The sequence below is a fragment of the Allobosea sp. P4_C6 genome, from assembly GCF_056402015.1.
In genome coordinates this window covers 126,116-141,527 of sequence record NZ_JBFUIF010000002.1, presented here as the reverse complement: position 1 = coordinate 141,527, position 15,412 = coordinate 126,116, and the positions used below count along the sequence as shown (strand labels likewise).

Annotated in this window: 15 protein-coding genes; 10 read left to right on the top strand and 5 right to left on the bottom strand. The window is 66.5% G+C overall.

What is annotated here, in order from left to right:
* Nucleotides 1–63: 63 nt before the first annotated feature.
* A complete protein-coding gene (locus AC1DVA_RS02375; protein WP_265054091.1) occupies nt 64–495 on the top strand; it encodes a cupin domain-containing protein in 432 nt (143 codons plus the stop codon).
* An 80-nt stretch (nt 496–575) separates the two neighbouring features.
* Here AC1DVA_RS02375 and AC1DVA_RS02370 read toward each other — a convergent pair whose 3' ends face one another.
* The 3 genes from AC1DVA_RS02370 to AC1DVA_RS02360 form a co-directional block, all read right to left on the bottom strand.
* On the bottom strand, nt 576–1,415 hold the full coding sequence (locus AC1DVA_RS02370) for a class I SAM-dependent methyltransferase (RefSeq protein ID WP_476804842.1): 840 nt from the start codon (nt 1,413–1,415) through the stop codon (nt 576–578).
* 215 nt (nt 1,416–1,630) lie between these two features.
* On the bottom strand, nt 1,631–2,314 hold the full coding sequence (locus tag AC1DVA_RS02365) for a winged helix-turn-helix transcriptional regulator (RefSeq protein ID WP_476804841.1): 684 nt from the start codon (nt 2,312–2,314) through the stop codon (nt 1,631–1,633).
* A 113-nt stretch (nt 2,315–2,427) separates the two neighbouring features.
* Nucleotides 2,428–3,177, bottom strand: coding sequence for a bestrophin-like domain (locus AC1DVA_RS02360; protein ID WP_476804840.1), 750 nt, complete (start codon nt 3,175–3,177; stop codon nt 2,428–2,430).
* 171 nt (nt 3,178–3,348) lie between these two features.
* Here AC1DVA_RS02360 and AC1DVA_RS02355 point away from each other — a divergent pair, with 171 nt between their 5' ends.
* The 8 genes from AC1DVA_RS02355 (at nt 3,349) to AC1DVA_RS02320 (ending at nt 12,047) form a co-directional block, all read left to right on the top strand.
* A complete protein-coding gene (locus AC1DVA_RS02355; protein ID WP_265054087.1) occupies nt 3,349–4,377 on the top strand; it encodes an ABC transporter substrate-binding protein in 1,029 nt (342 codons plus the stop codon).
* 185 nt (nt 4,378–4,562) lie between these two features.
* Entirely contained in the window at nt 4,563–5,603 is a 1,041-nt protein-coding gene (locus AC1DVA_RS02350) for a sensor histidine kinase (RefSeq protein WP_265054086.1), read from the top strand.
* 72 nt (nt 5,604–5,675) lie between these two features.
* Nucleotides 5,676–6,083, top strand: a complete 408-nt coding sequence (locus tag AC1DVA_RS02345) for a nuclear transport factor 2 family protein (protein ID WP_476804839.1) — start codon at nt 5,676–5,678, stop codon at nt 6,081–6,083.
* A 98-nt stretch (nt 6,084–6,181) separates the two neighbouring features.
* The gene (pdxY, locus tag AC1DVA_RS02340; protein WP_265054084.1) at nt 6,182–7,030 is read left to right on the top strand and encodes a pyridoxal kinase PdxY; all 849 of its coding nucleotides are present in this window, start codon (nt 6,182–6,184) and stop codon (nt 7,028–7,030) included.
* Between the two features lie 175 nt (nt 7,031–7,205).
* Nucleotides 7,206–8,315 (top strand): endonuclease/exonuclease/phosphatase family protein, encoded by a 1,110-nt coding sequence (locus AC1DVA_RS02335; protein ID WP_476804838.1) that lies wholly within the window; start codon nt 7,206–7,208, stop codon nt 8,313–8,315.
* A 4-nt stretch (nt 8,316–8,319) separates the two neighbouring features.
* Nucleotides 8,320–9,213, top strand: coding sequence for a PhzF family phenazine biosynthesis protein (locus AC1DVA_RS02330; protein ID WP_476804837.1), 894 nt, complete (start codon nt 8,320–8,322; stop codon nt 9,211–9,213).
* Nucleotides 9,210–9,932 carry an NUDIX hydrolase gene (locus AC1DVA_RS02325; RefSeq protein ID WP_476804836.1) on the top strand — a complete coding sequence of 241 codons (723 nt, stop codon included), beginning with the start codon at nt 9,210–9,212 and terminating at the stop codon, nt 9,930–9,932. Before AC1DVA_RS02330 ends, AC1DVA_RS02325 begins: the two co-directional genes overlap by 4 nt.
* A 27-nt stretch (nt 9,933–9,959) precedes the next feature.
* Nucleotides 9,960–12,047: a M3 family metallopeptidase gene (locus AC1DVA_RS02320; protein WP_476804894.1), complete on the top strand. Its 2,088-nt coding sequence runs from the start codon at nt 9,960–9,962 to the stop codon at nt 12,045–12,047.
* Between the two features lie 137 nt (nt 12,048–12,184).
* Here the strand turns inward: AC1DVA_RS02320 and AC1DVA_RS02315 are convergent, their stop codons facing one another.
* Nucleotides 12,185–12,529 (bottom strand): hypothetical protein, encoded by a 345-nt coding sequence (locus tag AC1DVA_RS02315; protein ID WP_476804835.1) that lies wholly within the window; start codon nt 12,527–12,529, stop codon nt 12,185–12,187.
* A gap of 79 nt (nt 12,530–12,608) precedes the next feature.
* Nucleotides 12,609–13,250 (bottom strand): YoaK family protein, encoded by a 642-nt coding sequence (locus AC1DVA_RS02310; protein WP_476804834.1) that lies wholly within the window; start codon nt 13,248–13,250, stop codon nt 12,609–12,611.
* 425 nt (nt 13,251–13,675) lie between these two features.
* Here AC1DVA_RS02310 and AC1DVA_RS02305 point away from each other — a divergent pair, with 425 nt between their 5' ends.
* On the top strand, nt 13,676–15,238 hold the full coding sequence (locus tag AC1DVA_RS02305; RefSeq protein ID WP_476804833.1) for a 2-isopropylmalate synthase: 1,563 nt from the start codon (nt 13,676–13,678) through the stop codon (nt 15,236–15,238).
* Nucleotides 15,239–15,412 lie beyond the last annotated feature (174 nt).

Below are 15,412 nucleotides of genomic sequence, written 5' to 3'. Positions count from 1 at the left end.
CGGTGGCTTCCGCAACGTCAGTTCGCTAGGGTCGCATCATCACGCGCGGGTGGGGAGGTTCCGGTGGCCGAAACGATCAGGATGGGTGGGCTGCTGCTGGAGTTCCTGTACGACAAGGATGAGACCGAGGGCAGCATCGACGTCTTTCGGATGACCGTGGCTCCGAAGGTGAAGGTCCCGGTGCCCCACTATCATGAGAGCTGGGACGAGACGGTCTATGGTCTCGACGGGACCTTGACGTTCACGATCGACGGCCGGGATGTCGCTCTCCAACAGGGACAGTCGGCCTTCATCAGGCGCGGCGTGGTCCACGGCTTCCGGAACGAAAGCGATGAGGCGGCGAGTTGCCTCTGCATCCTGTCGCCCGGCGTGCTCGGGCCCGGCTATTTTCGCGAGATCGCCGGCTTGCTCGGCGCTGGCGGTCCACCCGATCCTGTCGCGGTGAAGGAGCTCATGCTTCGCCACGGCCTCGTTCCCGCAGTGCCGGCGGGCTGAGCGACGGACCGTTGTAGCCCTGCAGGGCGAAGCGACGGGCAACCCGTCGCTTCGCTGTAGCCTTCCAGCCTGTGGCTGGCCTAGCGCTTGGTCACGACGACTTCCAGATAGGCACTCGGTAGAACCATCGTGCTGTCCCCGGAGATATTGAGCCGGCCGATCAGGGCGAGCAGGTCCTGCTCGAGCTCGCGGCCCTTGTCCTCGGGAAGGTTCGCGAAGGTCTTCTGCACCGGGCCATACCAGGTGCGGAACACCGAGAGCCAATGGGCTGGCGAGCGATAGCGGAAGGTGAAGTGGCGTTCGTTCCAGGACGGCGAACCGGCGCCGAACAGCTCCTTGAGGCGCTCGGCCGTGCCCCAGAGCGCCGGCGACCGGACACCCGGCGCGGGCGGGACGTATTTGCCGATTGTCTTGAAGACCTGGCCGATGAAGCTCTCGGGCGTCCAGTTCGCCAGCCCGATCCGTCCGCCGGGCCGGCAGACCCGCATCATCTCCGAGGCGGCGCGCTCCTGATCGGGGGTGAACATGACGCCGAAGGTCGAGAGCACGACGTCGAAGCTGGCATCGGCGAAGGGCAGGGCCTCCGCGTCGGCCGGCTGGAAGGTCACGTCGAGGCCCTCGGCCTTGGCACGGGCGCGGCCCCGTTCCAGCAGGGCGGGGACATAGTCGGTCGAGGTGACGTCGCCCCAGCGGCGGGCGGCGGCCAATGTCGCGTTGCCGTTGCCGGCGGCGACGTCGAGAACGCGTTCGCCGCTGCGCAGATCGACGGCCTCGCACAGATTCTCGCCGACGATCTGGAGGGTCGTGCCGATGACGGCGTAATCGCCCGATGCCCAGGTCGATTGCTGGCGGGCCTTGACTGCGGCGAGATCGGGCGTCGCTGCGGCGGGCGGGGGAGTCATCGTGAGTGTCTCATCCATGGTTCTGCCTCATGCGCTGTCATGTGGTGGGAAGCCATCGACGCCGGCTGTGCCGGCCTGCCGAAAGGCGTCGTCGCGAAGGACGGTCCGTCAGCGCGCAGGATGATGCCAACGGAGATGCCGATCAGCGGGATTGATCGTGCGACAGGAGGCCGAGCGGCCATAGTGTAGTTTCTGTAGCGATCCCGATACAGAAACTGGAGCGCGGTTCGCGCTCACGCCGCGGCGAAGGAACTGCGCACCATCCAGTGCTCGATGGACGCTGCCAGGCGTGTGTCGCCGGTCAGCGAAATTCGTTCCTGCTCGATTTCCTTCTTCAGGCTGGAATGTCCCATCCATGCCGCGGTCAACGCCTCGAGCTTGGCGGTGACGAAGAGATCGACGTCGTAGCCCGGATCGGTCGAGCAGAGGTCCACGGGCGTGCCCGGCTTCACGATCAGCCAGAAGTTCCGGTCGGCGGCGCAAAGCTCGGGATAGATGAACTGGATCACCGTGCGCCTGGCGAGCGGCAGCGCACTGATGTCGATCTTGCGCCGCATGTTCCACATCAGCAGGCGGGCATCGAGGTTGTCGAGCGTCACCTCGGCATCGATGTGGCGATGCGCCCAGTTCCCCAGAGCCTTGATGATCGGCCCGAGCTCTTCGGCGAGAGGCGTCGTCCTGTAGTGAATCTCGCCCGTGGCCGGATGTTCCGAGCGGACGATCAGCCCGCGCTCCTCCATCTCCTTCAGGCGTCGCGACATCAGCGTCGGCGACATGCCGGGGACGCCCCGGCCGATCTCGTTGAAGCGCGTCGAGCCCGCCAGCATCTCGCTCAGAAGCAGGAGCGTCCAGCGCGGCTCTATGACCTCGCAGGCCTTGGCGACCGGGCAGAACTGGTTGTAGCCCTTCTGTGACATCAGGGCGTCCTCCAGCCTTCATGATGCCGATGTCCGCGCCCGCGATCCAGTCCAGATAGTGTAGTGCGCAATGCCGGCGATCTGGCGGCCGAAACGCAACAAGCAATCCGGGTTTACCGGCGCATTTCGGTGAGGGCTCTCTGCAAGGGAGCGGGCGAGACCTGGATCGGCCCTTCGAAGGGGACATCCATGTCCACGATCAGATAGATCGCTCCACCGATCAGGGCCGCGGCAGCGACGAAACCCGTCACGACCACGGCGTTCCGCGGCGCCCGGAATCCAAAGATCGCGAAGATCAGAACCAGCCAGGCGACGACCATCAGCATCAGCGGCCGTGGCAGGGAGCCCTCGGCCTGTTCCACCAGACTCCAGCGCAACTCCAGCACCTTGCGGTACTGTTCGCGCATGTCGTTCCAGATCGAGAGCTGAGGATCGCGGTTCGGTTCGAGGGTGCGCAGGCCGGTTCCGACATCCTCGATCATTCGCTCGGAGGTCTTGTCCGAAAGCCCGCCTTCGGCAGTCCAGTGGCCATTCGCGGCGCGCTCGGCATAGACGAGAAGCTTCTGGCGGGTTTCGCCGGCTTCCGGGCCATAGAGGAACAGCATCCGGTCGAGCAGGATCAGCTCGGTGGCGTAGCTGTGAACGTCCTGGTTGACCCCATCGAACCTGCTCTTCGCCGAAGTGATCATCAGGCCCAGGACGAGGGAGGTCATCACGACGAAGATGTTGGCGATGAGATGCAGGACCTTCTGCGTATCGTCCAACCGCTGATGCTCCGGAAGACGCTGGTAGGAAAACAGCGCGCCCAGCGAAGCCGCGGTCAGGCAGAAGAAGACGAAAATCGCGATGCGCACTTCGTTCACGGGCGGCCCTCGCCTTGCCGTTGCAGCAGGTAGACATGCGTGGACAGGCCGGAAGGCTCCGGCCTCGTCGCCGGTTCGGGATTGTTGCTCCCGCGCTTCAATCTAGCCTATGTTCCCGGGGAATGCGCGCCCGTCAGAAGCGCCAGCAGGATCCAACCCGGAGGAATGTCCATGCTCTTGTCCCGCCGCGGCGCGCTGGCCGCGCTCGCTCTTTCGACCGCGCTCGGCGCGGCGTCCCATGCCGTCGCCCAGAACGCCGAGAAGCCCAAGCTGACGCTCGGCGTCGGCGGCAAGCAGCTGCTCTACTATCTCCCGCTCACGATCGCGGAGAAGAAGGGTTTCTTCAAGGATCAGGGCCTCGACGTCGAGATCAACGATTTCGGCGGCGGCGCGAAGTCGCTGCAGGCCCTCGTCGGCGGCTCGGTCGATGTCGTGACCGGCGCCTATGAACACACCATCCGCATGCAGGCGAAGGGCCAGGACATCCGGGCGGTGATCGAGCTCGGCCGCTTCCCGGCAATCACCATCGCCGTGCGCAAGGACCTCGCCGACAAGGTCAAGTCTGCCGCCGACTTCAAGGGCCTCAAGATCGGCGTGACGGCGCCGGGCTCCTCCACCGCGCTGACCGCGCAATACGCCATGGTCAAGGCCGGGCTGAAGGCGACGGACGCGGCGATCATCGGCGTCGGCGCCGGCGCGAGCGCGGTCGCCGCGATCAAGCAGAAGCAGGTCGACGTGATCTCGCATCTCGACCCGGTCACCTCGAAGCTCGAAGCCGACGGCGATATCGTCTCGCTGATCGACACGCGCACCGAGGCCGGCACCAAGGCTCTGTTCGGCGGCGCCAACCCGGCGGCCGTGCTCTATCTCAAGAACGATTTCGCCGAGAAGAACCCGGTGACGACGCAGAAGCTGGTCAACGCGCTGATGAAGTCGCTGAAGTGGCTGGAGACGGCGAAGCCCGAGGATGTCGCGGCACTGGTGCCGGAAGAGTATCTGCTCGGCGACAAGCCGCTCTACCTCCAGGCGGTGAAGAACTCGCAGGAGAGCTATTCGCGGACCGGCATCTCCACGCTTGACGGCATGAAGAGCATGTACGATTCGCTGAAGCTGCTCGATCCCGAGCTGACCAACTCCAATGTCGACCTGTCGAAGACCTTCATCGACAGCTTCGCCAAGAAGGCGGCTTCCGGCTCCTGACGTCCTGCACCCGGGATGGATCGCCATGCGTCCTTTCGGACGCGGCGTGACGATCCATCCTTTTGCCTAGGCATCGGACCGTGATTTGACGTCGCGCACGATCCGCGCTCGGTGCATGTTGTGCGGATTCGCGCTGGGGGTGTCGCTTGAACGGCGAAACGGCTTTTCTGGATGGCGGTGGCGATATGGCCGCCGCCATCCGTGCTTATGATTGGGAGGCGACACCGCTCGGGCCGCTCGGCGACTGGCCGGCCGCGCTGAAGACGGCCGTCAGCATGATGGTCAACTCGCGCTTCCCCAAATGCCTCGCCTGGGGCGCCGAGCTGATCACCATCCACAACGATGCCTTCCGCTCCATTCTCGGCAACAAGCCCTCGGCGCTCGGGCAGCCTTTCCGGGAGGTCTGGCTGGAGGTCTGGGACGAGATCAGCCCGATCGTGTCCAAGGCTCTCGCCGGCGAGGCGACCTTCATCGAGGACTTCCCGCTCACCATCAATCGGTACGGGCATCCCGAGGAGGTCTGGTTCACCTTCTGCTACAGCCCGATCCGCGACGAGGCCGGGAGGGTTCTCGGCATGATGGATACGGTGATCGAGACGACCGGGAAGATGCAGGCCGAGCGCAACGGGCGCCTGCTCAATGCGGAACTCGCTCACCGCATGAAGAACACGCTGGCGATGATCGCCGCGATCGCCAGCCAGACCTTCCGTTCCGCCGAGACGCTCAAGGAGGCGCAATCGATCCTGAGCGAGCGCATCGCGACGCTGGGGGAAGCGCATTCGATCCTGACACAGTCGAGCTGGAGCAGCGCCCCGATCCGCGCGGTGGTCGAGGGGGCGCTGGCGCCGCATCGCGCCGGCCTCGGCACGATCCGAATCGGCGGGCCGCCGCTGCAGCTGCCGGCGGATCAGGCGATGACGCTGGCGCTTGCCGTCAACGAGCTCGCGACCAATGCGATGAAGTACGGCGCGCTGTCGGTCGAAGCCGGCGAAGTCGCGATCGGCTGGTCGACCGGACGCCCGCAGAGCGAGGATGCCTTCCGGTTCGAATGGACCGAGAGCGGCGGGCCTCTCGTCGTCCCACCGCGCCGGGTGGGTTTCGGCTCGCGGCTGGTGGAGCGCGTCATGGCGCAGAAGTTCCATGGCGAGGTCGCGCTGGACTATCAGCCCGAGGGGCTGCGCTACGTGCTGGCCACGACGATGGCGCAGGTCGCGCCGCGGGAATGACCGTTCCGGCACCGCGCTGGACTCGCAGCCGCGGCAGCGCAAGACTGAGGTGCTGACGCAAGGAGAGGCGAGATGACCGAGCGCGCCGCCGTCGAAGCCCTGATTCGCGATGCCTATGCCGCCCGTCACCGCGGCGATCTCGAAGCCCTCATGGACTATATGCATCCCGACTGCAGCTATCGGCTGGCTGGCGGGCCGCAAGCGGCCGCGATTTTCGCGCAGCCGGATGGGCACTCCGCCGTCCGCGAGCAGATGGCCGGGCTGATCGCGACCTATGTCTTCAGCAATATCGAGGAACTGGCGCTGACGGTCGACGGCGACAAGGCGACGCTGCATTGGCGCGCCGATGTCGAATGCAAGCCGACCGGACGCAGCGGCTCCTTCGAGATCATGGATATCTTCACCATCGCCGACGGCAAGCTGAAGAGCGTAACCCAGTTCACCGACACGGCCGGCGTGGCGCAGCTTTCGAGCGCTTGACGCCGGGCTGATCGCAGCCATCACCGCTTTCGATTTGCGCCGCGCGCCGGACCCGCTAGGTTCGCGGGCCTATCGCGAACGGGGTATCGCTTCGGACCATGAATATTCTCTCGATCCAGTCCCACGTTGCCTTTGGTCATGTGGGCAACGCCTCCGCGACCTTCCCGATGCAGAGGCTCGGCGTCGATGTCTGGCCGATCCACACGGTGCAGTTCTCGAACCACACCGGCTATGGCAGCTGGAAGGGCCGTGTCTTCGACGGCGGCATGATCGACGAGGTGATGGAAGGCATTGCCGAGCGCGGCGTGCTGGCCGATTGCGACGGCGTGATCTCCGGCTATATGGGCTCAGCCGATATCGGCCATGCGATCCTCTCCGCGGTCGAAAAGGTGCGGGCGGCCAACCCCAAGGCGCTCTATTGCTGCGACCCGGTGATCGGCGATGTCGGCCGTGGCGTCTTCGTGCGGCCGGGAATCCCCGAATTCATGCGCGAGCAGGCTGTGCCGGCCGCCGATATCGTCACGCCCAACCAGTTCGAGCTCGAGCTGCTGACCGATATCGAGATCAAGACCCTCGCCGACGCGCACCGCGCCGTGGAAGCGTTGCGCGATGCCGGCCCCAAGGTGGTGATGGTGACCTCGCTGGTGACCGAGGAGACGCCGGGCGATTCCATCGACCTGATGGCGGCGGACGCCACCGGCAGCTGGCGGGTGCGGACGCCGAAACTCGACGTCAGCGTCAACGGTGCGGGCGATGCCATCGCGGCGCTGTTCTTCACGCATTACCTGCGCGAGGAATCAGCCGCTTCGGCGCTCTGGAAGGCTTCGTCCTCGATCTACGGTCTGCTGAAGCGCACCAAGGAGGCGGGCTCGCGCGAGATCCTGACCGTGGCGGCGCAGGACGAGTTCGTCACGCCCTCGCAGGTCTTCGAACCGGAAGCGATTTGACGCTCGTGGCCGGTCCTTTCACCAGCCCTCATCCTGAGGAGCCGCGAAGCGGCGTCTCGAAGGATGGTCCAGATGTTTCCGGAGCCTCCTGGAGCATCCTTCGAGACGCGCCTTGCGGCGCTCCTCAGGATGAGGGCTTCGGGGAGGATGGCTGGCGGTGGGGAGGGGCGTCGCGATGAAGCTGCGCGTCGGCACCTTCAACGTCGAGAACCTGCTGACCCGCCACCGCTTCGAGCCGGGCGGGCGCACCGAGACGGCGGCTGCGATGTCGCTGTTCCATTTCCCGCGCGCCGACGAGCGCGACGCGGTGGAGCGCTCGCTCGCGGTGGCGCTGGAAGACGACAAGCGCCAGATGACTGCGCTCGCCATCGCCGAGGCGCAGGCCGATCTGTGGATGTTGCAGGAAGTCGATTCGCTGGCGAGCCTGCAGGCCTTCTTCGCCAATTACGTCCACCGCATCGCCGACCACCGCTACGGCCATTTCACGCTGATCGACGGCAACGACCGGCGCAACATCGATATCGGCTTCGCGGCGCGGCGCGATCTCTTGGGGCAGGTCACGGTTCGCTCGCACAAGGAGCTGACCTTTGCAGAGGCCGGCGTGCATGACCGCGAGCTCGCCATGCTCGGCATCGGCCCGCATGGCAAGGTCTTCGCGCGCGATTGCCTGGAGGTCGAACTGACCCTCGACGGACGGCGGCTCAGCCTGTTCGGCTGCCACTTCAAGTCGATGAACAATGGCCGCGAGGATGGGCGGGAGATGACGCTGCCCGTGCGCCGGGCCGAGGCGCGGGCGGTCAAATGGCTGGTTCAGCAAAGCTTCGGGGGTGGCTGGCGCGAGGCGAACTGGATCGTGCTCGGCGATCTCAACGGCTATCACCATGGCCTCGGCCCGCGCGCCGAAGTGGTCGACGAGGGCGACAGCGGCATCGAGCCACTGCTCGACGATTTTGCCGTCGAGCCGATGGATGTGCTGCCGGCGCATGAGCGCTGGACGCATTTCCGGCGCTACTGGTCGGAAAGCCAGGAGAGGCTGATCGACAGCCATATGCCGCTCGACCACATCCTGCTCTCGCCTTCGCTGGCGGCGGCCAATCCGACACCGCCGATGCAGATGATCCGGCGCGGCCTGCCGTACCGCGTGCCGCTCGACCCGCGCGAGCCGGACCGCTCGATGGCGCGGCTGGCGACCTGCGCCGATCGCTATCCACGCGTCGGCTGGGACCGGCCGAAGGCGTCTGACCATTGCCCGCTCACGATCGATCTCGAAATCCCGGCAGGATGACCCGATGAAACGCCGCTTCGTCACGCTCGACGTTTTCACCACGCGCCGCCACGCCGGCAATCCGCTGGCGGTGGTGCTCCAGTCGGAGGGGCTCGACACCGAGGCGATGCAGGCCATCGCCAGGGAGTTCAACCTGTCCGAGACGGTCTTCGTCTCGCCTCCCGAAAAGCCCGGGCATCGCGCTTCCGTCCGCATCTTCACGCCGGGCGGCGAATTGCCATTCGCGGGCCATCCGACGGTCGGCACGGCTGTCTGGCTCGCGCTCACCGACGATGCCGAAGGGCGGCCCGCCGAACTGCTGGTGCTGGAGGAGAAGGTCGGTCCGGTCTCTTGCGCCGTGGAGGTCAAAGGCAGCCATGCCGGGCACGCCGTCTTCACCTTGCCGCGCCTGCCGGAACGGGTGGGCGAGGCGGCTGCGGCGGAGGTGCTGGCCGCGGCGCTCGGCCTCGATGCCAGCGAGATCGGCTTCGAGAACCATGCTCCGGCGATCTATTCGGCAGGCGTGCCCTTCCACTTCGTTCCGGTGGCGACACGCGAGGTCATCGGCCGCGCACGTCCTGATCTTGCGCGCTGGCAGGCGGCGTTCGGGGCCGGCGGGGCTTATCTCTACGGCCGCGAGACGGCGGAGACCGGGCACGACTTCCATGTCCGCATGTTCTGGCCGGGAACGGGCATCGGCGAGGACCCTGCCACGGGTGGCGCCGCCGCCGCCTTTGCCGGCGCGATCATGGCCTATGACAAGCCGGCCGATGGCGACCATCGCCTCGTCATCGAGCAGGGCTACGAGATGGGGCGGCCATCGCAGATCACGCTGGAACTGAGCGTGCGGGACGGCGCGCTGGTTTCGGCCCGCATCGGCGGCTCGGCCATCGTCGTCAGCGAGGGCGTGCTTCTGTGACTGACGGCGTCGAGAACGGCACGATCGTCCGGCTGACCGGCGTCGATGCCCGCGTCGAGCCCTATGACTGGGCCTATGCACGCGAGAACGCCGAGGCGATCGAAGCGCATTGGGCGAAGATCAGCGCCGGAAAGCCGGCGATGTTCAACGGGCGCATCATGCTGCAGCATCGTGCCGCGATCCGCGACGGCGTGTTCGAGGCCGGTTATTTCGAGACCGATTATGCCGCCTTCATGAGCTGGCGCGATGCGGGCCATCCCGGCGCCGTCATCCGCAACGGCTTCGCCATGGCGGCGCTGAGGGCCAAGGACGGCGCCTTCCTCTGCGGCAAGATGGGCGATCACACCGCCAATGCCGGCAAGGTCTATTTCGCCGCCGGCACGCCCGACCGCGAGGATGTCCGCCCCGACCGTACGCTCGACCTTGCCGGCAGCGTCACGCGGGAACTCGGCGAGGAGACGGGCTTAAGCGTCGAGGAGCTCAGCGTCGGCGGCGGTTGGACCGCGGTGATCGAGCATGGGCGCATCGCCTTCATGCGCGAGGTCGCGATCGATCTGCCGGCGAGCGAGGCGCGGGCGCTGATGATCGAGCGGATGAAGGACCTCGAGGAGGAGGAACTCGCCGACATCGTGATCGTCCGCAGCCTGCCCGAGACTGAAAAGCTCGACATGCCGCCCTTCATGCGCCGCTATCTCGCGCATATCTTCGATGGCGAGTGATCCACCCGGCTTTTCGAAAGCGATATGATGAACTCTGCCGAGACCGCCTATCCCGAAGCCCTGCCTCTGCCGGCTGAGAACCCCTTCGCCACGCGCTGGGAGACGCCGTTCCGGTTGCCGCCCTTCGGCGCGATCAGGCCCGAGCATATACGCCCGGCCTTCGACGCGGCGCTCGCCAAGCACAAGGGCGAGATCGCGGCGATCGTTGCGGACAAGGCCGCGCCCGATTTCGCCAACAGCATCGAGGCACTGGAGCGGGCAGGGCGGGCACTCAGCCGCGTCGGCGGCGTGTTCTACAACCTGACCGGTGCCGACACGAACGAGGCGCTGCAGGCGATCGAGCGCGAGATGTCGCCGATCACCTCGCGGCACTGGTCGGCGATCATGATGGATGAAGGGCTGTTTGCTCGCGTCGATGCGGTCTTCGCCGGACAGGACAAGCTTGGACTCGATGCCGAGCAGGCGCGGCTGCTGGAACGGACCTACAAGGGCTTCATCCGCTCGGGCGCGAAGCTCGGCGCGGACGACAAGAAGCGTCTCGCCACCATCAACGAGCGGCTGGCGGGGCTCGGCACGCAGTTCAGCCAGAACGTGCTGAAGGACGAATCCTCCTATGCGCTCTTCATCGAAGACGAGGCGGGCTTGGCCGGGCTGCCGGAGTTCGTCAAGGCTGCGATGGCGCGCGCGGCGGCCGACCGCGGCAAGCCCGGCCAGCATGCGGTGACGCTGTCGCGCTCGATCATCGAGCCGTTCCTGACCTTCTCGACCCGCCGCGACCTGCGCGAGGAAGCCTTCATCGCCTGGAGCAAGCGCGGGGAAAACGGCGGCGAGAGCGACAACCGCGCCATCGTCGCCGAGATGGTGAAGCTGCGCGCCGAGAAGGCCAAGCTTCTGGGCTATGCGACCTTCGCGCATTTCAAGCTCGACGACGCCATGGCGAAGACGCCGGAGCATGTGCGCGGGTTGCTGGAATTGGTGTGGAAGCCGGCCAAGGCGCGGGCGGCGCGCGAGGCTGCCGATCTTGCGGCGCTCGCTCAGGACGAGGGCGAGAACGGGCCGATCCGCCCCTGGGACTGGCGCCACTATGCCGAGAAGCTCAGGCAGAAGACCTATGCGCTCGATGAAGCCGTGCTGAAGCCCTATCTGCAGCTCGATCGTGTCCGGCAGGCGGCGTTCGATGTCGCCGGCAAGCTCTTCGGGCTCACCTTTGCGGAACGGCCGGAACTTGCCGGTTATCACCCGGATGTGCGCATCTTCGAGGTGACGGAAGCGGCGAGCGGCCGGCATATCGGGCTGTTCATCGGCGACTATTTCGCCCGCTCCTCGAAGCGCTCGGGCGCCTGGATGAGCGCCTTCCGCGGCCAGCGCAAACTCGACGGCGAGACCCGGCCAATCATCGTCAATGTCTGCAATTTCGCCAAGCCGGCCGAGAGCAAGCCCGCGCTGCTCTCGATCGACGACGCGCGCACGCTCTTCCACGAGTTCGGCCACGCGCTGCACGGCCTGCTCTCGGATGTGACCTATGGCTCGCTCGCCGGCACGGCGGTGGCGCGCGATTTCGTCGAATTGCCGTCGCAGCTCTACGAGCACTGGTTCCTGACGCGCGAGGTGATGCGGCAATATTGCCTGCATGCCGAGACGGGCGAGCCGATCCCGGAGGCGCTGATCGAGAAGATCGAGAAGGCGCAGACGTTCAATCAGGGGTTCTCGACCGTGGAGTACACCTCCTCGGCGCTGGTCGATCTCGCCTTCCATTCGCTGGAGGCGCCGGCCGAGGTCGATCCGCTTGCCTTCGAGGCGGCGGAGCTGAAGCGCATCGGCATGCCCGACGAGATCACCATGCGCCACCGCACGCCGCACTTCACCCATGTCTTCTCGGGCGACGGCTATTCGGCCGGCTATTACAGCTATCTCTGGTCCGAGGTGATGGACGCCGACGCCTTCAACGCCTTTACCGAGACCGGCGACGTGTTCTCAGCCGAGGTGGCGGAGAAGCTGAAGCGCTACATCTATTCGGCCGGCGACACCCGCGATGCGGCAGAGGCTTACACGCTCTTCCGCGGCCGGCTGCCGACACCGGATGCGCTGCTCGAGAAGCGGGGGTTGGCGGCGTAGCCGTAAATCCTTCTCCCTTAGGGGAGAAGGTGTCTGCGAAGCAGACGGATGAGGGCAGCCCTGGCCGCGCCTCACCCGGTCTTCCCTCATCCGACCCGGCTGCGCCGGGCCACCTTCTCCCCCGAGGGGAGAAGGGTTCAGCCCGGATAGCCGAACCGCGTCTTCGTCGCCCGGATCTGGCTGATAGCGCCCGCGTCGTTGCCGGCCGAGCAGGTCGAGCGGGCGCGGGAGATCTCGCCGCTGACGCGGTCATGCACGCTTTTGGTCGTGTGGCCGGTGGCGAGATCGTTGTCCATCACGGCCTGGAAGCGCTCGACCTCGCCGGAGCAGCCGGTGCCCGAGGGCATGCGGAAGGTGCTTGGCGTCACGCCGGGCGCGGCCTGCTCAGGCCGCGGGGCAGGGGGCGTGCTGACCGTCGAGGTCTGGCAGGCAGACAGCAGCAGCGCCGCGAAGGCCGTGGCGAGGATCGGTGTGGCGCGCATCGGGGAGGCTCCGTCTCTTCGAGCCGGAACCATGACCGATTCCGTCCCGCCGGCAAAGGCGTCCCGCATGGGCCGGGGCTTAGCCCCGATCCGGCATGAAGAGGGCGACGACGGTGAAGAAGCCGGCCGCCGCGGCCCCCAGCCAGATCGCGTCGAGGCCGATCCGGCTATGCGCGGCGGCTCCAACGACAGCACCGCTGAGCAAGCCGAGCCAGAGCGCGAAATGGCGCAGGAAGGCGAGCTTCGGCCCGCCGAGCAGGGCGCCGGCGAGGCGCTGGCCCATCTTCACCAGCGTGCCGGTCATGTAGGTCAGGCCGATCGTGACCTCGCCGTCGCGCTGGAAGACCGAATTCTCCGCTCCCATCGCCAGGGCGAGAACGCCGGCTGCGGCTGTGCCGAATCCGATGGTGTCGAGACCGGCCGCGAGGATCAGCACGAGCGTGACGAAGGCGAGCACCGCCGCCTTGCGCTGCCTCTTGCCGAAATGGCCGACCAGCGAGCCGCAGACGACGCCGAGGACGAAGAGGCCGAGGATCGTCGCGGCCAGGACGATGCCACCCGCATGCCGCCCGGCCAGCTCGATGCCGAGGCGCGTGGTGTTGCCGGTCATGAACGAGACGAAGAAGCCGCCGAGGCTGAGGAAGCCGAGAGCATCGACAAAGCCGGCTAGCCCGGAGAGGCAGAAGGCGAGCCCCATGTCGGGGCGGTCGTAACGCATCATCGGCGCGTGACTCCGAGTGTTTTCAGCCTGGCCGTCGCGGAGCGCGATTGCCGGCCGAATCGCGCGCTGCGATGATAATCGACAGATGGCGGCCGTCGTTATTTCGCGACGCATGAGACATATGCTTGCGCTTCGCCCGCGCTTTCGGTTACATCCTGTCCCGTCGATTTGAGGAACGCCCGTGGTTTCGACCGCCCGCCATGACCTGATGAAGGACTGCGCCGCTGCGCAGCTCGTCGGCATGCGCGCTTGCGCTCCCCTCGCTCGTGCTCCGTTCTCGCTTCTTGGCCTTCTTCTCCTTAGCTGCCCCTGAGGGCCGGCCGGGCATGCTGCCTGGGCGCTCAGGGGAGTGACGAGAACCGCCGACAGCAAACCCAGCGCCCGCCTTTTCCGATCTCGCGGCGCACCGACACCGGAAGCAGACCATGACCAATCCGACCCAGACGGGCTCCGCCAAAGACCGCGTATTGATCTTCGACACCACCTTGCGCGATGGCGAGCAGTGCCCCGGCGCCACCATGACCTTCGAGGAGAAGCTGGAGGTTGCCGAAGCCCTCGACATCATGGGCGTCGACATCATCGAAGCCGGTTTCCCGATCGCCTCGGAGGGCGATTTCGAGGCCGTGTCCGAGATCGCCCGCCGCACCAAGCGCGCGACGATCGCCGGCCTCGCCCGCGCCGTCAGCATCGATATCGCGCGGGCGGGCGAAGCCGTGCGCCATGCCGTGAAGCCGCGCATCCACACCTTCGTCTCGACCTCGCCGATCCATCTGGAGCACCAGATGCGCAAGAGCCAGGAGCAGGTGCTGGAGATCATCAGCGCCACCGTGACGCAGGCGCGCAACCTGGTCGAGGATGTCGAGTGGTCGGCGATGGACGCCACGCGCACGCCGATCGACTATCTCTGCCGCGCGGTCGAAGCCGCGATCAAGGCGGGTGCGACCACGATCAACCTGCCCGACACGGTCGGCTACGCCACGCCGGACGAATATCGCTTCATGTTCAAGTCGATCCGCGAGCGCGTGCCCAACGCCGCCAAGGCGATCTTCTCGGTGCACTGCCACAACGATCTGGGCCTGGCCGTCGCCAATTCGCTGGCCGGCATCGAGGGCGGCGCACGGCAGGTCGAATGCACGATCAACGGCATCGGCGAGCGGGCGGGCAACGCCTCGCTGGAAGAAGTCGTGATGGCGCTGAAGGTGCGCGGCGACGTCCTGCCCTATGAGACCGGCATCGATGCATCGCATCTGATGCGCGTGTCCAAGGCGGTATCCACCGCCTGCTCCTTCCCGGTGCAGTACAACAAGGCGATCGTCGGCCGGAACGCCTTCGCGCATGAGAGCGGCATCCATCAGGACGGCATGCTGAAGAACCAGTCCACCTACGAGATCATGACGCCGGAATCGGTCGGCGTGACCAAGACCTCGCTGGTGATGGGCAAGCATTCCGGCCGCGCCGCCTTCCGCTCCAAGCTGAAGGAGATGGGCTACGATCTGGGCGACAACCAGCTCGAGGACGCCTTCACCCGCTTCAAGGCGCTGGCCGACCGCAAGAAGCATGTCTACGACGAGGATATCGAGGCGCTGGTCGACGAGAACATCGCCACCGCCCATGACCGCATCAAGCTGGAATCGCTGACCGTGATCGCCGGCACGCGCGGCCCGCAGCGCGCGACGATGAAGCTCAATGTCGACGGCCGCTTCGTCACCGAGGAGGCCGAGGGCAACGGGCCGATCGATGCCGTCTTCAACGCGATCAAGGCGATCGTGCCGCATGAGGTGGCGCTGGAGCTCTACGACGTCCATGCCGTGACCGAGGGCACCGACGCCCAGGCCGAGGTGACGGTGCGGCTCGCGCGCGACGGCTCCTCCGTCACCGGGCGTGGTGCCGATCCCGATACGCTGGTGGCCTCGGCCAAGGCGTATCTGGCCGCGCTCAACAAGCTGATCGCGCGGGGCGGGCGCCTGCACGCGCAGGCGGCGGAGTAAGAGCCACCCGCCGTCATTCTCGGGCGGCGCATCGCGCCGACCCGAGAATCTCTGGACGCGAAGGCACCGGAGCCTCATTCGGCACGCGATGCTCGGGTCAAGCCCGAGCATGACGCTTTCGTCCCCTGATTCCGGTGGATGACGCCGCCGCTATCTGGCGCTGGCCGGCATCTT